The sequence below is a fragment of the Microcoleus sp. B6-A1 genome, from assembly GCF_036705085.1.
Classification (GTDB): domain Bacteria; phylum Cyanobacteriota; class Cyanobacteriia; order Cyanobacteriales; family Microcoleaceae; genus Microcoleus.
The window spans coordinates 24158-45629 of sequence record NZ_JAUBTU010000039.1; the positions used below are offsets into that span (position 1 = coordinate 24158).

General features: G+C 45.8%; 24 protein-coding genes. 15 read left to right on the forward strand and 9 right to left on the reverse strand.

What is annotated here, in order from left to right; all coding sequences use genetic code 11:
• The first annotated feature begins 189 nt into the window (after positions 1-189).
• The 5 genes from QUB11_RS16225 (at position 190) to QUB11_RS16245 (ending at position 3507) form a co-directional block, all read left to right on the forward strand.
• Entirely contained in the window at positions 190-780 is a 591-nt protein-coding gene (locus QUB11_RS16225) for a sigma-70 family RNA polymerase sigma factor (protein WP_333157121.1), read from the forward strand.
• The gene (locus tag QUB11_RS16230) at positions 777-1223 is read left to right on the forward strand and encodes a hypothetical protein (protein WP_333198915.1); all 447 of its coding nucleotides are present in this window, start codon (positions 777-779) and stop codon (positions 1221-1223) included. Before QUB11_RS16225 ends, QUB11_RS16230 begins: the two co-directional genes overlap by 4 nt.
• Before the next feature lie 19 nt (positions 1224-1242).
• Complete coding sequence (locus QUB11_RS16235; protein WP_333198917.1) at positions 1243-1728, forward strand: Spy/CpxP family protein refolding chaperone; 486 nt, start codon at positions 1243-1245, stop codon at positions 1726-1728.
• A gap of 346 nt (positions 1729-2074) precedes the next feature.
• On the forward strand, positions 2075-2767 hold the full coding sequence (locus tag QUB11_RS16240; protein WP_333391181.1) for a YqiA/YcfP family alpha/beta fold hydrolase: 693 nt from the start codon (positions 2075-2077) through the stop codon (positions 2765-2767).
• Between the two features lie 32 nt (positions 2768-2799).
• Complete coding sequence (locus tag QUB11_RS16245; protein WP_333198922.1) at positions 2800-3507, forward strand: ROK family protein; 708 nt, start codon at positions 2800-2802, stop codon at positions 3505-3507.
• Positions 3508-3661: 154 nt separating this feature from the next.
• On the opposite strand, the gene QUB11_RS16250 is transcribed toward QUB11_RS16245, so the two are convergent.
• The gene (locus QUB11_RS16250; protein ID WP_333198924.1) at positions 3662-3946 is read right to left on the reverse strand and encodes a WGxxGxxG family protein; all 285 of its coding nucleotides are present in this window, start codon (positions 3944-3946) and stop codon (positions 3662-3664) included.
• A 183-nt stretch (positions 3947-4129) separates the two neighbouring features.
• Here QUB11_RS16250 and QUB11_RS16255 point away from each other — a divergent pair, with 183 nt between their 5' ends.
• The 5 genes from QUB11_RS16255 (at position 4130) to QUB11_RS16275 (ending at position 9072) form a co-directional block, all read left to right on the forward strand.
• On the forward strand, positions 4130-5311 hold the full coding sequence (locus tag QUB11_RS16255) for a histidinol-phosphate transaminase (protein WP_333391183.1): 1182 nt from the start codon (positions 4130-4132) through the stop codon (positions 5309-5311).
• A 36-nt stretch (positions 5312-5347) separates the two neighbouring features.
• Positions 5348-6538: a DNA cytosine methyltransferase gene (locus QUB11_RS16260; RefSeq protein ID WP_333391185.1), complete on the forward strand. Its 1191-nt coding sequence runs from the start codon at positions 5348-5350 to the stop codon at positions 6536-6538.
• A gap of 23 nt (positions 6539-6561) precedes the next feature.
• The gene (locus QUB11_RS16265) at positions 6562-7188 is read left to right on the forward strand and encodes an Eco29kI family restriction endonuclease (protein ID WP_333391186.1); all 627 of its coding nucleotides are present in this window, start codon (positions 6562-6564) and stop codon (positions 7186-7188) included.
• An 86-nt stretch (positions 7189-7274) separates the two neighbouring features.
• Positions 7275-7913: an IS607 family transposase gene (locus QUB11_RS16270; protein WP_333198932.1), complete on the forward strand. Its 639-nt coding sequence runs from the start codon at positions 7275-7277 to the stop codon at positions 7911-7913.
• Positions 7879-9072: a transposase gene (locus tag QUB11_RS16275; protein ID WP_333391188.1), complete on the forward strand. Its 1194-nt coding sequence runs from the start codon at positions 7879-7881 to the stop codon at positions 9070-9072. The genes QUB11_RS16270 and QUB11_RS16275 overlap by 35 nt, the downstream gene beginning before the upstream one ends.
• Positions 9073-9194: 122 nt before the next feature.
• On the opposite strand, the gene QUB11_RS16280 is transcribed toward QUB11_RS16275, so the two are convergent.
• Positions 9195-9773: a hypothetical protein gene (locus QUB11_RS16280; protein WP_333198935.1), complete on the reverse strand. Its 579-nt coding sequence runs from the start codon at positions 9771-9773 to the stop codon at positions 9195-9197.
• A gap of 58 nt (positions 9774-9831) precedes the next feature.
• Between QUB11_RS16280 and QUB11_RS16285 the strand changes: the two genes are divergently transcribed.
• Together QUB11_RS16285 and QUB11_RS16290 are read left to right on the forward strand one after the other, a co-directional pair.
• Positions 9832-10257 (forward strand): DUF2358 domain-containing protein, encoded by a 426-nt coding sequence (locus QUB11_RS16285; protein WP_333199006.1) that lies wholly within the window; start codon positions 9832-9834, stop codon positions 10255-10257.
• A 165-nt stretch (positions 10258-10422) separates the two neighbouring features.
• Complete coding sequence (locus QUB11_RS16290) at positions 10423-10836, forward strand: fasciclin domain-containing protein (RefSeq protein ID WP_333107900.1); 414 nt, start codon at positions 10423-10425, stop codon at positions 10834-10836.
• A 189-nt stretch (positions 10837-11025) separates the two neighbouring features.
• On the opposite strand, the gene QUB11_RS16295 is transcribed toward QUB11_RS16290, so the two are convergent.
• Positions 11026-12492, reverse strand: a complete 1467-nt coding sequence (locus tag QUB11_RS16295; protein WP_333391189.1) for a glycoside hydrolase family 13 protein — start codon at positions 12490-12492, stop codon at positions 11026-11028.
• Positions 12493-12926: 434 nt separating this feature from the next.
• Between QUB11_RS16295 and QUB11_RS16300 the strand changes: the two genes are divergently transcribed.
• Together QUB11_RS16300 and QUB11_RS16305 are read left to right on the forward strand one after the other, a co-directional pair.
• Complete coding sequence (locus QUB11_RS16300) at positions 12927-13133, forward strand: hypothetical protein (protein ID WP_333391190.1); 207 nt, start codon at positions 12927-12929, stop codon at positions 13131-13133.
• 268 nt (positions 13134-13401) lie between these two features.
• Positions 13402-14691: a glucose-1-phosphate adenylyltransferase gene (locus QUB11_RS16305; RefSeq protein WP_333391192.1), complete on the forward strand. Its 1290-nt coding sequence runs from the start codon at positions 13402-13404 to the stop codon at positions 14689-14691.
• 103 nt (positions 14692-14794) lie between these two features.
• Here QUB11_RS16305 and QUB11_RS16310 read toward each other — a convergent pair whose 3' ends face one another.
• A complete protein-coding gene (locus QUB11_RS16310) occupies positions 14795-15028 on the reverse strand; it encodes a hypothetical protein (protein ID WP_333257076.1) in 234 nt (77 codons plus the stop codon).
• Between the two features lie 983 nt (positions 15029-16011).
• Here QUB11_RS16310 and QUB11_RS16315 point away from each other — a divergent pair.
• A complete protein-coding gene (locus QUB11_RS16315; RefSeq protein ID WP_333391194.1) occupies positions 16012-17022 on the forward strand; it encodes a J domain-containing protein in 1011 nt (336 codons plus the stop codon).
• Positions 17023-17184: 162 nt separating this feature from the next.
• Here QUB11_RS16315 and QUB11_RS16320 read toward each other — a convergent pair whose 3' ends face one another.
• From QUB11_RS16320 to QUB11_RS16340, 5 genes are all read right to left on the reverse strand, one after another.
• Positions 17185-17460 (reverse strand): DUF1816 domain-containing protein, encoded by a 276-nt coding sequence (locus tag QUB11_RS16320; RefSeq protein ID WP_333198946.1) that lies wholly within the window; start codon positions 17458-17460, stop codon positions 17185-17187.
• Positions 17461-17829: 369 nt separating this feature from the next.
• A complete protein-coding gene (locus QUB11_RS16325) occupies positions 17830-18120 on the reverse strand; it encodes a DUF1816 domain-containing protein (protein ID WP_333198949.1) in 291 nt (96 codons plus the stop codon).
• A gap of 235 nt (positions 18121-18355) precedes the next feature.
• Positions 18356-19111 (reverse strand): DUF2993 domain-containing protein, encoded by a 756-nt coding sequence (locus QUB11_RS16330; protein WP_333035730.1) that lies wholly within the window; start codon positions 19109-19111, stop codon positions 18356-18358.
• A 127-nt stretch (positions 19112-19238) separates the two neighbouring features.
• Positions 19239-19832, reverse strand: a complete 594-nt coding sequence (locus tag QUB11_RS16335) for a pentapeptide repeat-containing protein (protein ID WP_333198951.1) — start codon at positions 19830-19832, stop codon at positions 19239-19241.
• 94 nt (positions 19833-19926) lie between these two features.
• On the reverse strand, positions 19927-21339 hold the full coding sequence (locus QUB11_RS16340; protein WP_333198953.1) for an HD domain-containing phosphohydrolase: 1413 nt from the start codon (positions 21337-21339) through the stop codon (positions 19927-19929).
• Between the last annotated feature and the right edge of the window lie 133 nt (positions 21340-21472).

A 21472-nucleotide genomic window follows, 5' to 3' on the forward strand; every position in this document is an offset into this window, starting at 1 on the left:
CCTTTACTGCCCACAATAAAATTTATTTAATTTTTGTGGAACAGGCATCTTGCCTGTTACTGACATTGGTGCAGTTTTCCAGCCCAAGCGGATTCATGCTCAAAATAAAATTTTAAATGATTTGAACCTTTTTCGCCATCGCCCTGTCTAAACACTTCAGATAACGAACTGGTGGGGGAGACTTCACAGGTGTTAGCTGTGTCAGCCAATGTTTTAACCGATGACTGTTCCGACTCGGACTTAGTTGCTCAATGTTTAAAGGGCGATCGCACTTGCTTTCGCTACCTTTACAAACGCTACCAACACAAAGTCAGGTCAACCCTTTACCAACTCTGCGGCCCGTCGCTTCTTGACGATTTAGCGCAAGAAGTATTCCTGCGAGTCTGGAAAGGATTGCCCAAACTCAAGCACCAGGAAAACTTTTCTACTTGGCTTTATCGAATCACTTGGAATGTGGCTTCCGACCAAAGACAAGCATTTGCTAAACAGCATTCTTTTGACTCCCAACTCAAAAATCAAGAAACAATGGATCGAGTTATTCTCAAAGATAACACCTCGGACTTGATGCAGTTGCACTATCAAGATTTAGTGCAGCGGGGACTGGAGCAATTGAGCTTTGAACACCGCAGCGTTTTGGTGCTGCACGACTTAGAAGACATTCCGCAAAAAGAAGTAGCCCAAATTTTGGGACTGCCTGCGGGAACCGTCAAATCTCGCGTGTTTTATGCCCGAAATGCTGTGCGGCAATTTTTGCAAAAAGAAGGTGTCAGCGAGCTATGAATAACCCAAGCAGCGACCAAGAGTTAGTTAATTTCTTGAAGCAACATCGCCCAAATATTCCTGAAGCTGCACCAGATTTAGAGCTAAAAATTTTAGCGACAATAGAAAGTAATCAGGCGAGCGTTGTTAATGAAACCCAGCGGAAAAAAACGCGAGTAACTACGTCACCTAAGTCTAATGACAGGTTAAAAGTATCATCTGTTTCTAAGTGGGCTGTGTCGTCTGCGATTGCTGCTGGTTTGCTAGTTCTTTGGTCTGGCTACCGTCCGTTTGAGACTGCACAATTGCCCGATGAGGAAACTGCTAAGTTAGAAGCATTTTTAGTCACTAACTGGGAGGGTGTCCTCCATGATTCTCCCCAAGAAAATATGACCAATCGCCCGCAAACAGAGTGGTTGAATTTCCCAGTTTCCTCGGATAGCGAACCGCCAACAAATAACTAATCTCAAAGAGGTAATTTTCATGTCAATTCGTCGTATTTCTGCCCTAGCCGTTTTAATGCTGACTCTCGGCAGCACAGCCGCAGCAATAGCAGTTCCTAATCCCCTAGAACCGGAAACAATTGCCCAAAACCAGCGTCCCAATCGACCCGCTGGCAGGGAAGGTGGGATGTTCGAGAAACTTAATTTAAGCGCAGACCAAAAGCAGCAAATGCAAGCCGTGCGCGATCGCTACAAAGACCAAGTTTCCCAACGAATGCAAGCAGTCCGCCAAGCCAGACAAGAATTGGAAACGATGATGTCCGGCACGGAAAATGCCAGCCAAATACGCGACAAACACCGTCAAATAATCGGATTGAGGCAGCAGTTGGAAGAGGTGCAATTTGAAATTACACTCGCAATGCGAGAAGTTCTCACTGCCGAACAACGTAGCCAATTAGCTCAACTGATGCAGCAGCGCCGACAAACTGCTAAAAACCGGATGCAAAACGGTCAAAAGCCCCAGTAATTGACGAGTAGTTTAGAGTGAATCGCAGGGTACACAGTACGCACTATGCGATTCATTGTAAGCAGGTAAATATTAATAAATTCAGGCATTGATAAAGGCAGCTTTTATGTAATCTATGCGATGGTTTTGTCTCTCCGTAAAAGCCATTTAAAAGCACAGCATTTTTAAGTCTATGCGATTGCTTTATCTTTTTATAAACCCTCTAAACCCAACAATTTAAATGCGTGCGAATGCTTGATATGTTTTGAATCTCAGTAGATATTTTCTTGGAGTTAGTGTCGGGATTTTTTTTATAACTCATTTTAAGTTAAAATAATTAGTTGAGAAGTCTCATCAAAATTTCTGGATGAATCTACAGAACGATTCGAGTTACATTTATTTACACGGATTTGCTTCAAGTCCCGATTCCCTTAAGGCAAAATATTTCCGAGATCGCTGTTCTTACCTAGGAATTGACCTAAAAACTCCCGATCTCAATCAAAACAATTTTTCGGGGCTCACTCTCACCCGCCAATTAAACCAAATAGAAACAGACTTTTTGTCAACAACATCCTCCCAATCTCCCACAGAAAATGTAAAAACTCTAGGGGGAGTCACCATAATTGGGTCTAGTTTTGGGGGGCTGACAGCGGCTTGGTTGGCCCAGCGACAATTGTCAGTAAAACAAATAGTTTTGTTAGCACCGGCTTTTGACTTTATCTCCCACTGGCTGCCACTGTTGGGACAGCAACAGTTAGAAAAATGGCAGTCTGAGAAATATTTGCCCGTTTACCACTACGGCCAACAAGGTTATCTGCCGCTGAATTATCAGTTTGTGGCAGATATGGCTCAATACCCTGAACAAAAATTAATGCGCTCCGTGCCTACGTTAATTCTTCACGGCAAGCATGATACAATAATACCGATTCAAGCTAGCAGAGATTTTGCCGCTAACCGTCCCTGGGTGCAATTAATTGAATTAGAAGACGATCATTCTTTGGGAAATGTCCTAGCGGAAATGTGGGAAGCGATTCAAAAGTTTTGCCAATTCCAAAATTAAAATTTGACCAACTTGCAAGTCTTAAAAATCAAATGACTGAACAAGATCGATCGACTCGCACCCTAGCCGTTGACATTGGCGGAAGTGGCATCAAAGTTATGGTTTTGGACAATGAAGGCGAGCCCCAAACGGAACGCAGCCGTTTAGAAACGCCTCAACCACCGAAACCGGAACCCGTACTAGAGGCGATCGCCTCTTTAGCAAGCGGACAAGGGGAATTTGACCGAGTATCCGTCGGTTTTCCCGGCGTCGTGCGTCTAGGCGTTATCAAAACCGCAGTGAATTTAGATCCGTCTTGGATAGATTTTGACCTAGAAACTACCCTCAAAGATCGCTTGGGAAAACCTGTGCGAGTGGCTAACGATGCCGATATTCAAGGATTGGGAGCAATTGCTGGGACGGGGGTAGAATTAGTAATTACCCTTGGCACCGGTTTCGGTTCTGCCTTATTTGTCGATGGTATCTTGGTGCCAAATCTAGAATTAGGACATCACCCGTTTCGCAAAGGGGAAACTTACGAACAGCAATTAGGGCGATCGGCATTAGATACAGTCGGTTCCAAAAGATGGAATCGCCGTCTGGAAAAAGCCCTCACCTATCTGCAAAATCTCTTTAACTGCGATCGCATTTACATCGGCGGCGGCAATACTAAAAAGATTGCTATTGAGTTACCGCCACAGGTTAAAATAGTACCAAATGTTAGCGGTTTATTGGGCGGGATTGCTTTGTGGCGGGATTGAATAAACTTTGTGGCAAAAATGGCCATTAATATCAAAGAAACCGGGTTTCTTGCTGGGATGAAAGGCAATAATCCAGTCTTTCCGTAAAAAACCCGGTTTCTGAATCCACGACGGTTGATTTGGTTTTTGGCTGGTGCGATGGCAGTTTAAACAATTATTGGCCCATCGGATCGCGGTAGCGTTTGGGTTCATCCTTGCGAAACAGATTCGCCAAACCGAGGATGCCCAACAAACCCAAAGCACCCCAATGATTGTTGTCTTCCTTGCTTTCTTGAAAGGGAGTTCTGTCTAGAACAACTCCATTAGACTCAGTATTGTTCTGGGCCGGAGCTGACTCGGTTTGAGCTGAGGCAGGCATAGCTGAAGGGAGAACAGCCAAACTCAAAGCTATGAGGGTAGCGGCGGCATTTTTAGATAGATCGGAAGGCTTGACTTTCATACTTGGTTTCCACATATTAGCAGTTACTTTCTAAGAATAATCAATTTGCCACAGCCAACGCATCAATCGATCGACAGAAACTAAATCCCCCCTCTCCTCTTGCTTTCGAGATAGAACAAGCTCTATGCTAAGTTCAGATGCTTCTAAGCAGATTATCTAAAATAAAAAGTCGTAAACTATACCATGCTTCCCTTTATCCGAAAAGACTTAGCCGAACTTACCGCATACACTCCCCATCCGGGCGGCACATCAGGAGAACCAGCGCACTCCGAAAGTGCGATCGATCGCCTCGATACCAATGAATGCCCCTACGACTTGCCAGAAGAATTAAAAAAAAAGCTAGCTTGGACTTACCAGCAGTTAATTGAGACAAATCGCTATCCCGACGGAGGCCACGCAGCGCTCAAAGAGGATCTCGCCCAATACGTCAATGAATCCCTAAATGTCCCCCCCCTTAACAAGGGGGGGCTAGGGGGGGTTACAGTGCCAAAAACCGCCATTACAGCCGACAATATTTCTGTGGGCAACGGTTCCGACGAACTAATTAGATCCATCTTAATAGCTACTTGTTTAGGCGGTACTGGCTCTATTTTCGTTGCGAATCCCACCTTTTCGATGTATGGAATAATCGCCCAAACCCTCGGAATTCCCGTTGTGAGTGTTCAGCGGAAAGAGGAAAATTTTGAAATCGATATCGAGGTGGCTAAAAGGGCGATAGCCCAAAATCAAAATCCCCCCGTGCGCGCAGTCTTTGTCGTTCATCCCAATTCCCCCACAGCCAATGCTTTGACAACCGATGAAATAGAATGGTTGTCAAATTTACCCGAAGAGATATTAGTAGTAATTGACGAAGCTTATTTTGAATTTAGCCAAAATACTTTAGCAGACCAATTGCACAACCACCCGAATTGGATAATTTTGCGGACATTTTCCAAAGCATTTCGGCTAGCATCAATGAGAGTCGGATATGCGATCGCCCATCCCGAACTCACAGCCGCCTTAGAAAAAATTCGTCTCCCCTACAACCTTCCCAGTTTCTCGCAAACTGCAGCCGAGTTAGCTCTAGCGCAGCGGCAGTTATTGCTAGCAACCATTCCCGAAACTCTATCAGAAAGAGCCAAATTAATTGCAGCGCTAACTCAGCATCAAAAATTGCAAGTTTGGCCGAGTGCGGCTAACTTCGTTTACCTGCGAGTCAAAGCTGGTGAGGGCGAATCTGCCGAACAGGAACACAAACAAATCATGCAGCAGCTAAAAGAGGGAGGTACTTTAATTAGGCATACTGGGGGAGGTTTGCGAATTACGGTGGGTAGACCGGAGGAAAATCAGCGGACAGTCGATCGAATCGCAGCGATTTTAGATTAAAATTAATATCCACCGTTGCTCAATACAATGCTAATAATGAACTCTGTAGAACTATTCAGCGGAGCAGGAGGCTTAGCAATAGGCGTATCAAAATCAGGCTTTTGTCACAAAGCAGTGATCGAGCTTGACAAAAATGCTTGCGAGACAATTCGAGAAAATCAGCGGCGGGGTGTAAAAGCGATTTCAAACTGGCCTGTTTTTGAGACAGATATCGCTAAATTCGATTTTACATCCCTAGAACTCAAAGAGGGGGTAGACATCCTAACTGGAGGGCCGCCGTGTCAGCCTTTTTCGGTAGGAGGAAAACACTGCGGGAGTGAGGACGATCGAAATATGTTTCCGCACTTTTTTCGGGCCGTGCGAGAACTCAAACCCAAGGCATTTGTTATCGAAAATGTTAAAGGTTTATTGCGTTCCTCCTTCACTAAATATTTTGAGTATATTGTCCTACAACTCACTTATCCAGAAGTTGTACAACGACTGGATGAGGATTGGCCCCATCACCTGTCCCGGTTAGAACAGCATCATACCGCCGGTCGCGGTGAGGGACTATCATACCGTGTAGTGTTTCGCTTACTCAACGCGGCAGACTACGGCATTCCCCAAAAGCGCGAAAGGGTTTTTATTGTAGGTTTTCGATCGGATTTAGGATTAGAGTGGTCTTTTCCTGAACCGACTTGTTCTCAGGAAGCCTTGCATTGGGAGCAATGGGTGACTGGCAATTATTGGGAGCGCAATCAAATCTCTAAAAGCGATCGTCCAGACATACCTAGCAAGCTTTCCTCGCGCATATTCAATCTTCAGTTCAACTTGTTTCCACCTCAAAAACAGCCTTGGCGCACTGTGCGGGATGCCATTTCGGACTTACCACAAGAAGGCAATAAAGAAAGCCAAAACAGCGTACTAAATCACATTTTTATACCAGGAGCCAGAAAGTATCCAGGCCATACAGGCAGCTTGTTAGATGAACCAGCTAAAACTTTAAAAGCAGGAGTTCACGGGGTCCCTGGAGGAGAAAATATGTTAGTTGATACCACGGGACAGGTGCGTTACTTTACGCTTCGCGAAGCTGCTAGACTGCAAACTTTCCCTGACGAATACTTCTTTCCTCACAGTTGGACAGAAACTATGAAGCAGTTGGGGAATGCTGTACCAGTCGCTTTGGCAGAAGTTATTGCCTCTAGCATTAGATTGCGGCTGGAGACAGTTAGAACAGCGAGAGTGTAGTCAATGAATTTGAGATTTTAGATGTGAGAATTTACTCCATGCTCGAAGTATTTAGAGTACCGCCAGATATACAAGAAAACTTAATCGCTTTCTGTGGCAAGCAAAATTGTTATAATCTTCAGGAACTGGATCGTGTCAGGGAGGATTTGATCCAATATTGCGGAGCATATTTGCTGTACTACCAGGGCGACTTCTCAATGTATAACCTTATTAAACAGGCAAACTTGAGTAAGTGCTGTCTGCCAATCTATGTAGGTAAAGCAGCTCCGGGAGGTCGTCGGACGGGGCGTACAACTATTGGCAACACTCTTTACGGACGCTTGTTAGAGCATAGAAAATCTATCGAAGCTGTAGACAATCTAAAAATAGAGGATTTTGCCTTCAAAGTCGCGCCGAGGGAAATCGATTTAGTTTCATGGGGAGAAGCAGTGTTGATCCGTCACTTCAGCCCTGTTTGGAATAGAGAAATATCGGGATTCGGGATACATGACCCTGGAAGTGGGCGAGCAGGGCAAAAACGTTCTGTATGGGATAGATTGCACCTCGGTCGCACTTTTGCCACCAAGCTTCCTGTAGGGAATACTCCGCTCGATATTGATGCTTTGTCGGTTAGTATAACACAGCATTGTCAGCGGATGATAGAAGAGTAATCCCTAGGACGGGCTTTTCTTAGACATTTCCCTTATAAATCAGACAATTGGTGTAGACTGGAATAATTCACCTAACCAAACCCAATATGTCCACATATGTACCACCAAGAATCGCTGTTCAACGACTCGGAGTATGTTCAAAAACCCTTGAACGGTGGGAAAAAGAAGGGAAAATCAAAGCGTACCGAACACCGTCAGGACAGCGACGCTACGATTGTGACTCAGTTGTCAATATTCCATCTACTAAACCAACCATCCTCTACGCCAGAGTTAGCAGTCGAAGTCAAAAAGCCGATCTTTTACGACAGGCTGACTTTCTTCTGTCTCGCTACCCCGGATGCGAAATCATCCAAGACATCGGGAGTGGCCTCAACTTCAAAAGAAAAGGTCTTATCGCCCTATTGGAACACATTTACACAGGCGACATCGGAATGGTTGTCATTGCCTCAAAAGATAGATTATGCCGGTTCGGATTCGATCTTATCTCATGGTTTGCGGAGCGGGGCGGGTGCAAGATTGTGGTTCTCAACAATAGTTCACTCAGTCCAGAACGGGAGATGGTTGAAGACATACTTGCCATCATCCACGTCTTCAGTTGCCGATTGTACGGACTCAGAAAGTACAAAAAGCAAATCATTGAAGACTCTGACGTACCGGGTTTATCCAAAGAGGGAGACGAAGAAAGTTTGGATGTTGAGAATTCATGCCAATCGAAAAGTGTATAACAATGCGATTGCTTACCTGAATAAACACCAGGGAAAATTTATCTACTACACTGTAGAGAAAAAAACTAACCAGCCAGTCTTAAAAACTTCTGGCAAGCAAGCTTTTCGGAGCTTTTGTAAAACTCTAGGCGACGAAATAATCCCTAAATGGTGTAAAGAGTTAGGAATAGCCCACAGTTTAGATAACGCCCTTTTCGAGGCTTATACAGCTTGGAAGAAAACTGACAAACAACCCGCTCAAATAGGTAAAGGGAAAAAGGCAAAACCCCATCCTTTAGTCGGACTGAAGATAGCCCGATTCAGATCGATCCGAGCCCAAAAGCAGACTATTCAGTTCGCTCCGGGCGACTATAAAAACGGTCATCTAATGGCGAATGCCAGTAAAAATTTGGAGAAACCTCTGTGGACTGGACAAGATTTTTGCTTAATTAACTACGACAAAGCCGTAGAAGTCACTTACAACAAGGGACGCTGGTTTGTGAATATGCCAGTAGAGATCAACGTTCCGGAGTCTAAAAACGGCGGAAAAACTGTCGCGCTCGACCCCGGACTGCGCTGTTTTTTAACTGGATTTGACGGCAATTCTTTTACTGAATTCGGGAAATATGACTTTGGGAAAATTGCGAGATTGTGCCAGCATTTAGACAAAATGCAATCAAAACTTAGCCGTTCTAAAGGCGGTGAGTTCTCTCGATTGCGCTATCGACTAAAACAAGCTATGGAAAAGGTAAGAACGAAAATCAAAAATTTACGTTCTGAAATCCACAAACAAGTAGCGAGTTACTTGGCTCGGAATTACGATGTCATTTATTTACCCACCTTTGAAACTTCTCAAATGGTGGCAAAAGGCGCTCGTAAGCTCAATTCCAAATCGGCGAGGGCGATGATGACTTGGGCATTCTATCAGTTCTCGCAAACCTTGGAGCATCTCTGTAATCGTTACGGTTCGAGATTGGTTAGGGTGACTGAAGAATACACTTCTAAAACTTGTACAAAATGCGGTCATATTCACAAAAAATTGGGTGGCTCTAAAAGTTTTAAATGTCCCAATTGTGGTTATGAAATACCCCGCGATTTTAATGGCGCTTTGGGGATTTTTCTCAAAGCTTTGTGGGATACCACCATACTCTGGGACCTGTCTGATGAGTGTGCTATCTGAAGATTTTCACCGATTGTCGGGGATTGTCTGAATTAAAAGTATCAGTTAGGGTGTCCTTAATTTGGCGTCTGATTCGATAGTTTGCTGCCACAGTTGAGAATTGGGAAATAGATAAAATATTTTCATCTTAGATCATTTTCTTGTCGCGCCGCCCGAATGGTTTGGGGAAATACGCCTACTAAAAGTGCCAAAGCTTCATCGGGAATTTGTGCCACCGTTTCCCAATCCAAATATTGTTCAAACTGAGTTAAAACCATTTGTGCGCGTTCCAAAGCTGTAGGCTTTGCCGTTAACTGTTCCATTAACCGCACCCACTGCCGCCGAATTCCCAAAGCTTTCTGTATTTCTTGGGGAGAGTGAGGGCAAACCAAACAAAAATCGCCCACGGGAATCGCCTGCACAGAGTCAACATCAAAAGCGCCCCCAACGGCAGCCCCAGGCCCGGCAAACTCCGCGTGGAAACGTTTAATCAAAATTAGGCCGTTCCGGCGACGGCTATCTACCATCAACAGCTTGCCGCTGTTGATTTCTGCGAGAATGTCAGAGGAGTGGGGGTGTTCTGTCAAATCTGTGCCAAGGTTTCGATTTCGCAAGTCCGGGTCAGCAGAAAGGCCGAGGCGGACAATATAATTAGAGGTAAGATTAGAGCTGGTTGAAGTATCAATTTTTTTCTCCTCCCGCTGCCGATCGAGATTATTCATTTAAAGTCATAAATTAATACTGTCACAAGGTGGTCGTTTGAGTGCGATCGAATATCAAATGCAGGTAGAACAAGCAGTAGACACCCTGAAAGCGGATCTCCCGACGCTTTTTGAAAAAGACATCTCCTACGACATCTACACAAAAGATGTTTATTTTCAAGACCCTGTTAACAAATTTAAAGGAAAAATCAACTATCGCATTATCTTTTGGACTCTGCGATTTCACGGGCAGCTATTCTTTAACGAGATTTACTTCGACCTGCACGACGTAGGTCAGACAGCCCCTGATACTATTGTGGCAAATTGGACTGTTCGCGGGACACTGCGGGTTCCCTGGAAAGCTCGGATTTTTTTTAACGGCTACTCTACTTATAAACTGGATAAAGACGGCTTAATTTACGAACATATCGACACCTGGGACAGAGAACCCGGAGAGATTTTAAAGCAGTTTTTCCGCAAAGGGGAGGAGGCGACCCAAGTATAAGCCACAAAGGTCGATCGCGCCTAGCCATCAGGGCCGGCAACCGAATTAACTTATAATGGCTAAAATAATCATCATCCCTCCGATTCATTTTCTGCTATTTGTAAATTGCTAAAATGATTGTCGCCTCTGATTCATTTTCTGCTATTTGCACTCCTGAAAAACATCATGGCTGATATTGTCGAGACTGCCACCAATGCCGGTTCTTTCAAAACCCTCGTGACTGTTATTGAAGCGGCTGGTTTGTTAGATTTATTGCAAAGTCCGGGCCCCTACACCGTCTTAGCACCAACTGATGAGGCATTTGCCAAAATTCCTACGAACACTATTACGTCTTGGCTGGAAGACATACCCAAGCTCAAGAAAATTCTGACTTATCACATTCTGTTTGGCGAGGTACTAACTGAGAACTTGCTTGAGTTAAGTTCTGCTGAAACAGTGGAAGGTTCTGTGGTAGGAATTGATACTTCTGACGGACTTAAAGTGAATGATGCTAAAGTTCTCACTTCCAATATTCTTGCCGACAATGGCGTCATCCATATCATTGATGCGGTGCTAATACCAGCATTGGTTGCAGCATAATCAAACTTGCGGCATCTCTAAATTTAGTAGGGTGCTTATGGGCGCACCTTACATTTTAAACTAGAGAACTTACGCAAGTGTCACAATTAGTAAGGTGGGTCAGATCCCAAGCCATCGATCATCCGTCCATAACTCGGTCTGACGCACCCTACAAGTCTATTGGCTCGTGACACTTGCGTAATTGCTGAACTAATTATCAGAACCTAAAATCAATCCTGAGCGCCCCGGCAGCATCAATTCTAAAAGCCGAGTTTCCCCTTCACCTTTCCAAACAAACTCGCCTTTCCCATACAGCAATTTATCGTGAGGAGATTTCAAATTAGCGGCCTCAAAGCTAATATTAGCTGCTTCGGTCGCGACATTGACAGCAACAACTATTTCCTCATCCCCCAAAATTCGGGCAAAAACGTAAACTGTTCCCTCAGCAAACAGAACTTGGTACGAACCAGTGCGGAGGGCAGCGTATTTGTGCCGCAAAGCTATTAACTGCTTGTGATAATCTAAAACATCAAGTTCCCAGCGAGCTTGTAAGGGAAAACCGCGGCGAGAATCGGGATCGAGAGCACCGGGCAAACCAACTTCATCGCCGTAGTAAATGCTAGGAGCTCCCGGAAAAGTTAACAGTAGCAAAGTAGCAAGTTCGACGCTAGCTTTATCGCCTCCTGCAATTGTTAACAACCTCGCAGTATCGTGGCTGGCCAACAAATTAAGTTGAGTTAGCTGTATTGGCCACGGGTACAGTTCCAAAACCTGCTGAATTTTGTCGCCGTACTCTTTAGCAAAAAGCGGCGGATAGGGATGGTAAGCACGGCCTTCAATTTGAGTTAAATCTACCCTGTCGCCCGCTGCAAAAGCAATAGTCGGTGCAGCAAAAAGATAATTCATTACCCCGTCAAATTGAGTGCCGTCGAGCCATTCTCTCGCATCTTCCCAAACTTCGCCCACAATGTAAGCTTCGGGATTAACTGCTTTAACTCGATCGCGAAATTCCTGCCAAAATCCCGGGGTTTTAATTTCAAAAGGAACGTCCAGCCGCCAGCCATCGACGCCAAATTTAATCCAATATTCGGCGATTTCCATGATGTATTCTCGCACTTCTGGATTGTCGTGATTGAATACAGGAAGGGCTCGATTCCCATCCCAACCGGCATAATTAGCAGGAAAATTGCCGTCGTAGGCAGATAACGGCCAGCCTTCAATTTTAAACCAATCGAGCCAAGGAGAGCCGGGGCCGTTTTCGAGGATATCGTGAAAGAAGAAAAAGCCGCGGCTGGCGTGGTTGAATACGCCGTCGAGGACAACTTTGATGTTGCGATCGTGAGCTGCGTCTAGAAGCTCTTTAAAAGCCGGATTGCCACCCAACATCGGATCGACTTGATAGTAGTCGTGGGTGTGGTAGCGGTGATTGCAGGCCGACTGAAATATGGGGGTGAAATAAATTGCGTTAATGCCTAAGTCTTCCAAGTAGTCTAGCTCTTCCATCACGCCCCACAAGTCGCCGCCTTTGTAGCCTTGCAGGGTGGGGACTGCGTGCCATTCTTCCCACATGAAGTTTTGCAGCAGGCGTTTGCGAGGCTGTTTGCTTTTGGCGAAGCGATCGGGGAATATTTGGTAGAATACGGCGTTTTTAACCCAGTCCGGCGTTTGAATTTGCATACACTTTTTCTAGCTTTTACGGCTTAGGCTACAGTAGCAGAGGTTTCTAGGGTATCTAACTTTTGGTAGAGAATAGACATTTTATCCCTTCTTGTCGATCGACAAATTGTAAAATATTACACAAATTTGCAGTCAATCTAAGATTGAAAACTGACTCTACCTAGAAATTTATCGTCCCGACGGGCGGCGCTTCCTGAGTGCCGTGGAGTTGCACAAACTCAGATAACAGGAACGCCAGCAAAAAGAACCGGATCAAATTCAAGCAGAACCCGATCGCACTTTGATCCCCTACAGAGGGTCAATCGATTTTAGATTTGAGATTTTAGATTTTAGAATTGAAGCATTGACTTGCGCGAGAGAAATTCGCGGGGCAAGTTTCATCAGATACAGGTTTTTTATTTCTGGACGGATGAATCACGTGGCGGGTATCCTGGATGCTTGATTGTCAGCGGGCGTGGCGGTGCGATAGACCGGCCTTGAAAAAGAACAATAGCGCCATGAGCGTCGATCGAGAAATTGCCAAAACGGGGAATTTACCCAAAAAACTTGTAATTAACAGCCAAAACCCCGAACCTTATTCTTTTGTTAAACTGCCCTTATTTATGAAAGGGTATTTTAACTCACAACTCAAAAATTTTTAAAATATCCATATGGTATTGATGGGTATTTTAACTCACAACTCAAAACTCCTAAGTCCAGCCCCGGACACACTCCAACTCTCATAAACCGGATTTTTTAACTCTTATTGAGGGTTTGAAGAAGTATTTGGATTAAACAACCTGGTTTGTGGGTAACCGACTCAACTCCTAACTCAAAACTCAAAACTTCCTTGCTCCCCCCCCTTGTCAAGAAGCCCTCACCGTCCGACACTGTACTTGGAGAGTTAATCGACCCTAGGGAGAAAGTTCCTTGAAAAAAGTTTTAGCCATCATCCTCGGTGGCGGTGTAGGCACCCGCCTTTACCCCCTAACCAAACTGCGAGCCAAACCCGCAGTTCCCCTCGCAGGCAAATATCGCCTCATCGATATTCCTGTCAGCAACTGCATCAACTCGGAAATAGTCAAAATCTACGTCCTCACCCAATTCAACTCGGCATCCCTCAACCGTCACATCTCTCGCACCTACCAGTTTTCCGGCTTCACCGAGGGATTTGTCGAGGTACTCGCCGCCCAGCAAACTCAGGAAAACCCCAACTGGTTTCAAGGGACAGCCGACGCAGTTCGCCAATATCTCTCGCTGCTAGAACAGTGGGACGTTGATGAATACTTGATTCTCTCTGGCGACCACCTCTACCGCATGGACTACCAGAAGTTTGTGCAGAGACACCGCGAAACCAACGCCGATATCACCCTCTCGGTTTTGCCCATGGACGAGAAGCGGGCATCGGATTTTGGTTTGATGAAAATCGACGACACCGGCCGCATTGTTTCTTTCAGCGAAAAGCCAAAAGGCGATGCGCTCAAACAAATGCAGGTGGATACTACTAAACTGGGACTGACAGCGCAGCAGGCTCAGGAAAGCCCTTACATTGCTTCGATGGGGATTTATGTCTTCAAAAGAGAAGTTCTGATTAAACTGCTGAAAGAATCTCCAAACCAAACTGATTTTGGTAAAGAGATAATTCCGAATTCTTCAAAAGACCACAACGTTCAAGCTTATTTGTTTGACGATTACTGGGAAGATATCGGAACCATTGAGGCTTTTTACGAGGCTAACTTGGCTCTGACAAAACAGCCTCAGCCACCTTTCAGTTTCTACGATGAAAAGGCGCCGATTTACACTCGCCCGCGTTTCTTGCCGCCGACTAAGCTTTTAGATACTCACGTGACTGAATCGATTATTGCTGAAGGCTGCATTCTCAAACAGTGCCGGATCGACCATTCTGTGTTGGGAGTTCGATCGCGCATTGAAGCTGGATGTACGATTCAAGACACCCTGGTCCTGGGTGCTGACTTCTACGAACCCGACGCCGAACGGCATTCGAGTTTGGACAACGGCGGCGTCGCCCTCGGTATCGGTGCAGATACTACAATTCGCCGCGCGATTGTGGATAAAAATGCCCGCATCGGCCGCAATGTTCAATTAATTAATAAAGACCGAGTGGAAGAAGCCAACCGCGAAAACCAAGGTTTTTACATCCGCAGCGGCATTATCGTAGTCCTGAAAAATGCCACGATTCCTGATGGAACTATCATTTAGTTATTAGTCATTAGTCATTAGTCGTCAGTCATTAGTTTTTTAAGTTAAAATCTGTTACCTGCTTTTCAAGTGACTGATGATAAATAATGAAATTAGTGACAGATCACCAATGACCGATGACTGATGACTGATGACGAAATTCATTCTTTTTTTGTTGATTATTAATTCCCACCGCTGATGCGAGGTTGTCGAAATACTTGGCTTTATTCAAAGGCTCGCGCATTATTAATAAGCGACCGTCTCTGTTACTGTCTGCCGTGAGACAGATATGTCCGATCGCCTGCGTCTGGCGAATAACTTCTGGTTCTTGTATTTGCGCTGGTAGCACGACTGACAAATGCGCTGCCCGTTTCTGAGTACCACAGCACTCTCGGAACTATCTTTCCAATCGTCGCAGCAGCCGCAAGGCCAACTTAGCAAATAATTCATAATCTTAGCACCCTCGTAGCGTTAAAAGCTTATCGCTATACTATCCTATCTTAATGTTTTATAAAAATGTGTGATTTAGCTAACAGACAGCGGAGAAATTATGTTATATTACTTGGATTTAAATCTATTCAGAGGTTGTAAAAATAAAATTTTATAGGACGGGTCTGGGGTCAATAAAAAATATCTAGAAAATTTGTGGAAGAACGGCGCAATTTAGGGTATTATATAGTCACAATTTAGACACCAGATTGGCTCGAAATTGCTGAGGAAAACCTGCTAAGATTTGGATTGGGTAATAAAGCTCATATCGAGAAGTTCGTAGGCGTAAGCCGGGGCGTAGCCATCGCACCGCGCCCCGGAAAAAAAGACCAAAAAAAGATCGATCGTCCGCGCATGTCAACCCTCCTGGGCTCGCGCCCGCAACAGCAGCAGCTTTCCCCGCCTCACCTCAACCGGGCTGCAGCCTCCCGAAAGCCCTAAGCCTCATAACTCCCCAAAAGTTTTCGCTGCAGGAGTTTCAGCGTCTCACAGCTCACAGGTATAGCAACGGCCTATAGGGTAAGGACGTTCTTAATTGATGAAAGCATGGTTTTTGCTGTCGAATGCCAAAAGCATTTCTAGATGCGGCTGCTCCGGCTCCCTTGGGCACGAGAGAGCCGAATGCTATAAAATCTTAAACAGCAGCGGAGTGCGGAAATTGCGATCGAACGCCCAGCAACAACCGAACTCGATCGAGTCCCAACCTTTGATAACCTATAATTTGAATGAGATGTCGCAGGCACTTCGGCTCCTGGCATTATACTAATGCGCCATCCTGCGGCTAATTTGGGATTTATTCTTTCTAACAACTAACAACTAACAAATAACAACTAATAAAGAGGGGATTGCTTAATGGCTGCAACAGATTTTAAAGACTATTACGCTATTTTGGGACTCAACAAAACTGCCACTTCTGACGAATTAAAAAAAACTTTCCGCAAACTAGCCCGCAAATATCACCCGGACATGAACCCCGGCAACAAAGAAGCCGAAGCTCGTTTTAAAGAAGTAAACGAAGCTTACGAAGTGCTCTCAGACCCTGAAAAACGCAAAAAATACGACCAATACGGTCAATACTGGAAGCAAGCTGCCACAACTCCAGGTGGATGGCCGGGCGGGGGCAGTACGAATGTAGACTTTGGCGGGGTTGACTTCAGCGAGTACGGCAGTTTTGACGAATTTATCAATGCCTTGTTAGGTCGCGCGGGTAGTAGTCCGGGTAATGCGCGCAACGCCAAGTGGAATTACAGCAACTACCGCAACACCAGCGGCGGGCCCACCGGGTTTGGCGGATTTGAAGATTTCGCGGGGTACGAAAACCGCACCGCAGGAAGCTCTCTCGACACCGAGGTCGCCATTTCCCTGACTCTGGGGGAAGCATTTCGGGGAACTTCTAAGCGAGTCGCCACGGGGGAAGTTTCGATTCCTGCTGGAGTGAAAACCGGCAGTAAAATTCGGATAAAAGGTAAAGGTCAAGTTGACCCATACACCAAGCAACAGGGAGATTTGTACCTAAAATTAGAAGTGTTGCCTCACGCTTTCTTCCAGTTTGAGGGAGAGAATTTGGTCTGCGAAGTGCCGATAACTCCCGACGAAGCGGTGTTGGGAGCTTCAATTGAAGTGCCGGCGCCAGAAGGTATGATCACTGTGAAATTTCCAGCCGGGATTCGTTCGGGTCAGTCTTTGCGGTTGCGGGGCAAAGGATGGCCGAAACCGAAGAAAGACGAGCGGACTGATTTGTTAGTAAAAATTGCGATCGTGCCACCGAAAGAAATTAGCAGTGTAGAACGCGAATGCTATGAAAAAATCAAAGCAAATCGCACTTTTAATCCTCGCAGTAATCTCAATCAGATGGTGCTTTGAAAAAGCGTGCATTTCTCGGACGCAAATAAGATTCTTTCTTCACTATTTCATCGGGACACAGCATTGTTGTGTCCCTAGTGTATGCCAGCGCGATCTCATTTGAAAAAAACCCTGTTAACAACTCAAATTTTATTCGCCCGTAATTTGCACTTTCCCACCTTCTCAAGACTCTTCGCTAGCTCTTAGCTGAGTAGGTTGACTACCTTGTTTGATGTTGATGCTAATTTTTTTAGCTCCTTTGTTCTCCAGGTCTCGGATGTAGTAGTTCGAGTTGTCGGAAGCTTCCTGTCTGCTGTCATAGGGCCCAAAGTAATAGGTACTCTTTGGGGAATCTGTATCCACTTCTACCCACCATTCGTCGCGTCGAGTGCTGCTAGCAGGTTGAGCTAGCACCCAAAAAGCTGTGAAAAACATACCCAACATAGAGATTTCAAACATATTTACCTCGGAGAAGACTTAAGTAGTTTTTACTGTTCTCAATTTATCAACGCAACGAGAGCGATCGGCTCATCCTCAGTGCTGATTCGATCCCGATAAATTTTGGCAGTTAATGGTTCATAAAATCTGCATTTTGGTGGAGAAGATGCCGACTTTTAAGCCACCACTACAAATACAAACTCCGCAAGGTAAGGACTAGGACAAGATGAGGCTTAATATTATTGTTGAGGCTTGAGGTAATTGAAAGCTCAAACAAAACTTAGGCACTCTTGACGCTCAGAAACCGGGTTATTTAACAGATACCCCTCGCGAGAGAGGGAGTATTTTAGTCAAAAAACCCGGTTTCTGGAGTCTGGACTATCAAAATTCTTAAGCCGCGATACCCTCTGAGAATTCACTGTCGCAAATCGTGAGTTCCGAAGGCTGACAGCGTTTGATGCGGATGCTAACTCTTTTGGCTTTCTCGCTTTCTAGGTCTTCGATGTAGCCCGGAATATTGCTGGAGGCTTCTTTGTCGGTGTCGAAGGGGCCAAAATAGTAGGTACAGCGGGGCAAATCTGTGACGATTTCTACCCACCATTTCTCAGGGCTGCGGGGGCTGGAGCCAGCAAACACGGACAATACTGCGACGTAGATACAAAATAAATAAATTCCGAGCATTTTTATTCTTGAGGGTGGTTTAATTTATTATTTAAATCTATCAAAATAATTTGCCCGCTCGAATCAACCTCTGTGCTGATTTTGCCTCGATCGACTTTAGATGCGAGATTTTAGATCTTAGATTTTTCCTCCCATCTAATATCTAAAGCAAAACCCGCCGGTGCGGGTTGTTTGCTAACTGAAAAATGCTCTTTTTCCAAACTAGATGGCTGGGCAAACCTCAGCCTGGTGAGGTTTAGCGCTTGCCTTTGGGAAACTGTTCGATACCAGCCCAACCGTAGAAAACCAGCTCGTCGTTCTGAACTCGGCAGCGGTCTACTCGCAGTTGAGTGCCTTCTAAGGCAAATTTGTCTAAGTCTAGCAAGTTATTTACGTGGGCAATTATAGCTTGACCCAAGTCTACTGCTTGCTCGTCACCGCCGTAAGTAACGCTGACAAATTGGATTTTGCGTCTGTCTTCAACTTGCAATTGAGCAGTAATATCTATTTTGACCGGTTCGCTGGCATCGCCTACGGTAATTTCGGACTGAAGCCGAATTGATTTGTCGGTTCCGAAGCTGACTTCAGTGTTTTGAAAGTGCAGAGATTGCTCTTGGTACTTCAGCTTCTGGAGTTTTTCAACTACAAAAGGTGTATTGAATGAGGTGGTTAAATCCGATCGACTTAAGACTACTCGCATATTTGCCTGGGTAGGCTGCCGTAATTTCACTTGACCTGCAAAAATCGCCCCAAAATCAATGGAGAGTGCTTGCAGATAGAGTTCCATCACTTCTATGCGAAGGCCGTTGTACATCAACATACCTTTGCCAACGAAGTCGAAACCGTCGATGCTTCCCTGCAAGAGTTTGGCTACTGGTTCGACTCGGATGTTGGCCTCGGCCTTTTCAGAACGCTTGAATAAGGCTGCGATCGCAGCTCCTGCTACTTTACTAACAAGGCGATCGCCACTTTGACCTTGAAAGGATGTACCGCTAAACAAAGCTGCTACCATTTATTCGTTTGCTCATCTACAGTCGCCATTATAACCTCATATTAAGAAATGTAAAAATCGCTTGTGCTTATTCACCTCATAAGCAGATCTTGTTTTTTGTCTGTGTTCAAAACAACATTGTTGAAATTTAAGGGCTCAGGGGGGTACCTTGGAGACAGGCGCGATCGAGCAAAGCTCCATCCCAAAGGGTTTTTTCCATCATGGCGCAAAGCAAATTAGCCCCCGTCAGGTTAGCGCCGCGCAGTACGGCTCCATTCAGGATCGCTTCTTCCAAGTCAGCTCCTGACAAATCAGCGCCGGACAAATTAGCATGGCTCAAATCGGCACCAAGCAAAATTGCCCTAGCCAAAGCAGCGCCCCGCAAATCGGCACCGCGCAAATCGACACCGCTCAAATCCAAATTGCCGATGGATGCCCCCGTCAAAAAAGCACCCCCAAAACTTGCGTCGCGGACTAAAGCGTTAGCGAAGGAAGCTCCCCGCAAATCGGCATTCCGAAAATCTGCCCCTCGCAGGTTAGCGCCGCTCAAGTCAGCGCCGCGGAGGTTGGCTCGCAATACGGCCCGCTGCAAGTTAGCGCCGGCGAGATTAGCTCCACTCAAGTTGGCTTGAGACAAGTTAGCACCGGCGAGATCGGCTCCGGCTAAGTCTTTGCCGGCTAAATCAGTGCCGGCCAACATCAAAATTTTGCCTTGGCGTATGGCTTCGAGGTCATTAGTCATTAGTCAGTTGTCAGTTGTTGGTTGTCAGTTGTTGGTTAACAGTCAACAGTCAACAGTCAACAGTCAACAGTCAACAGTCAACAGTCGAGTTATTTTATAATGCCGGAGCGGTCGCGGTCGTTCGATCGCCCAAATCCTCCAACCACACGTTAGGCAGTTGGCTAGGGCGAGTTGGTAACTCCATCAAACCCATTTCTGCCAGCCTGACGACGTTGCCCAGAGTTTCCACCAAAGCCGGATCGAAGCGCGTGCCCGACAGTTCCCGGCACTCTTCCAAAGCTTCGCTCAAACTCAAAGCGGGACGATCGCCACGCGGTTGAGTCAGTTCTTGAAAATAAGCGACCAACCCCAAAATCCGCGAAGTCATCGGTATCGCTTCGGCTCGCAAACCCTCTGGCCTGCCGCTGCCGTCCCAATATTCGAGTTTATGCTTGACAATTTCCGCTACGGGTGCTAGTTCCGGCATTGCTTGCAGCAGTTGGGAACCAATGAAACTGCGATCGCGCCAAAACGAGAAAGTTGCTTCGTCAAAAGCATCGGGAGTGCGATCGAACACCTCATTCGGGGCAGAAACTAAGCCGACTCGAAATAGCAATCCAGCCAGCCGCAGCCTCCGCAACTGCAAAGCCGGCAAATCCAGCAGTTGACCCAAAGTTTCCGACAAAGCCGCCACCTGCAATGACGCTGTGGGGTTTGCGGTATCGCGTTCGTCTACGCGCTGGGCCATGCGTAGAAAAGCTTGAAGTTTGTTAGCGTTCAAATTCCGGCTGACGCGCAAAGCTTGACCTTCCAATTCCCACAACTCGCGGGTTTGGCGGTTAATTGCTACCATTTGCTGCTGAGAACTTTGCAGGTAAGTGACTATCCGCGATACCACGCCACTAATGTCGGCCAAGGGCGGGCCAATGGTTGCCAGGATTTCGTGGTGCATTTCCAGCAAAGTGTCGGCCAGGGGAGAATTGTAATGTCGCGTCTGTTCTATAAAAATTTCTGCAGCCGCCGACACCAAAGACTGGTCAAACGACCACAAACCGTAGAACTTTCGTTCTGTATCTACTTCAGGCTTGCCTTCTGGCAAGTATTCCTGGGCTGAAAGTTCGCGGCAAAGCACCATTGCTTTGTATGTCGGGGCGAGGATGATTAAATTCCATTCTTCGATTATGGGGTCATTCTCATCGAGATTTATTAAAGATACATTTTCTAATTGCCCGGTTTTGTGGGTAGCAAAACCGCTGTCGGCTACTGCACCTATGACAACGCGCCGAGAGGCATTAGCAATATCTAGGTAGCGATCGGCTTCCTGTAAATACCATTTTCCCTGCTGAAACGTTACCAAAACTAAGGGTTGGAGTTCGTTCTTGTCCCCGCCACTGGTTTGCAAAATGTGGTCTTCTAGGGCGTGACATAGGGCTACTAGGGTGTTTTTGAAGTATACCCCGTAGCTAGAAGGCAGTTTTCCGTCGGGAAGTGTAGCTTGTAGTCTAGCGAGAGTTGATTCTGGATTCATTGCAAATGGCGGTGCCGGCTCTTAACTTAATTGTACCGGGCGATCGAACTTCTCGAAAAGACTTTTGGCAAAAATCCAAGTTTTTGATTTTTCACCGCTTCGCCACCGAGTCAATCGATTTTAGATTTTAGAT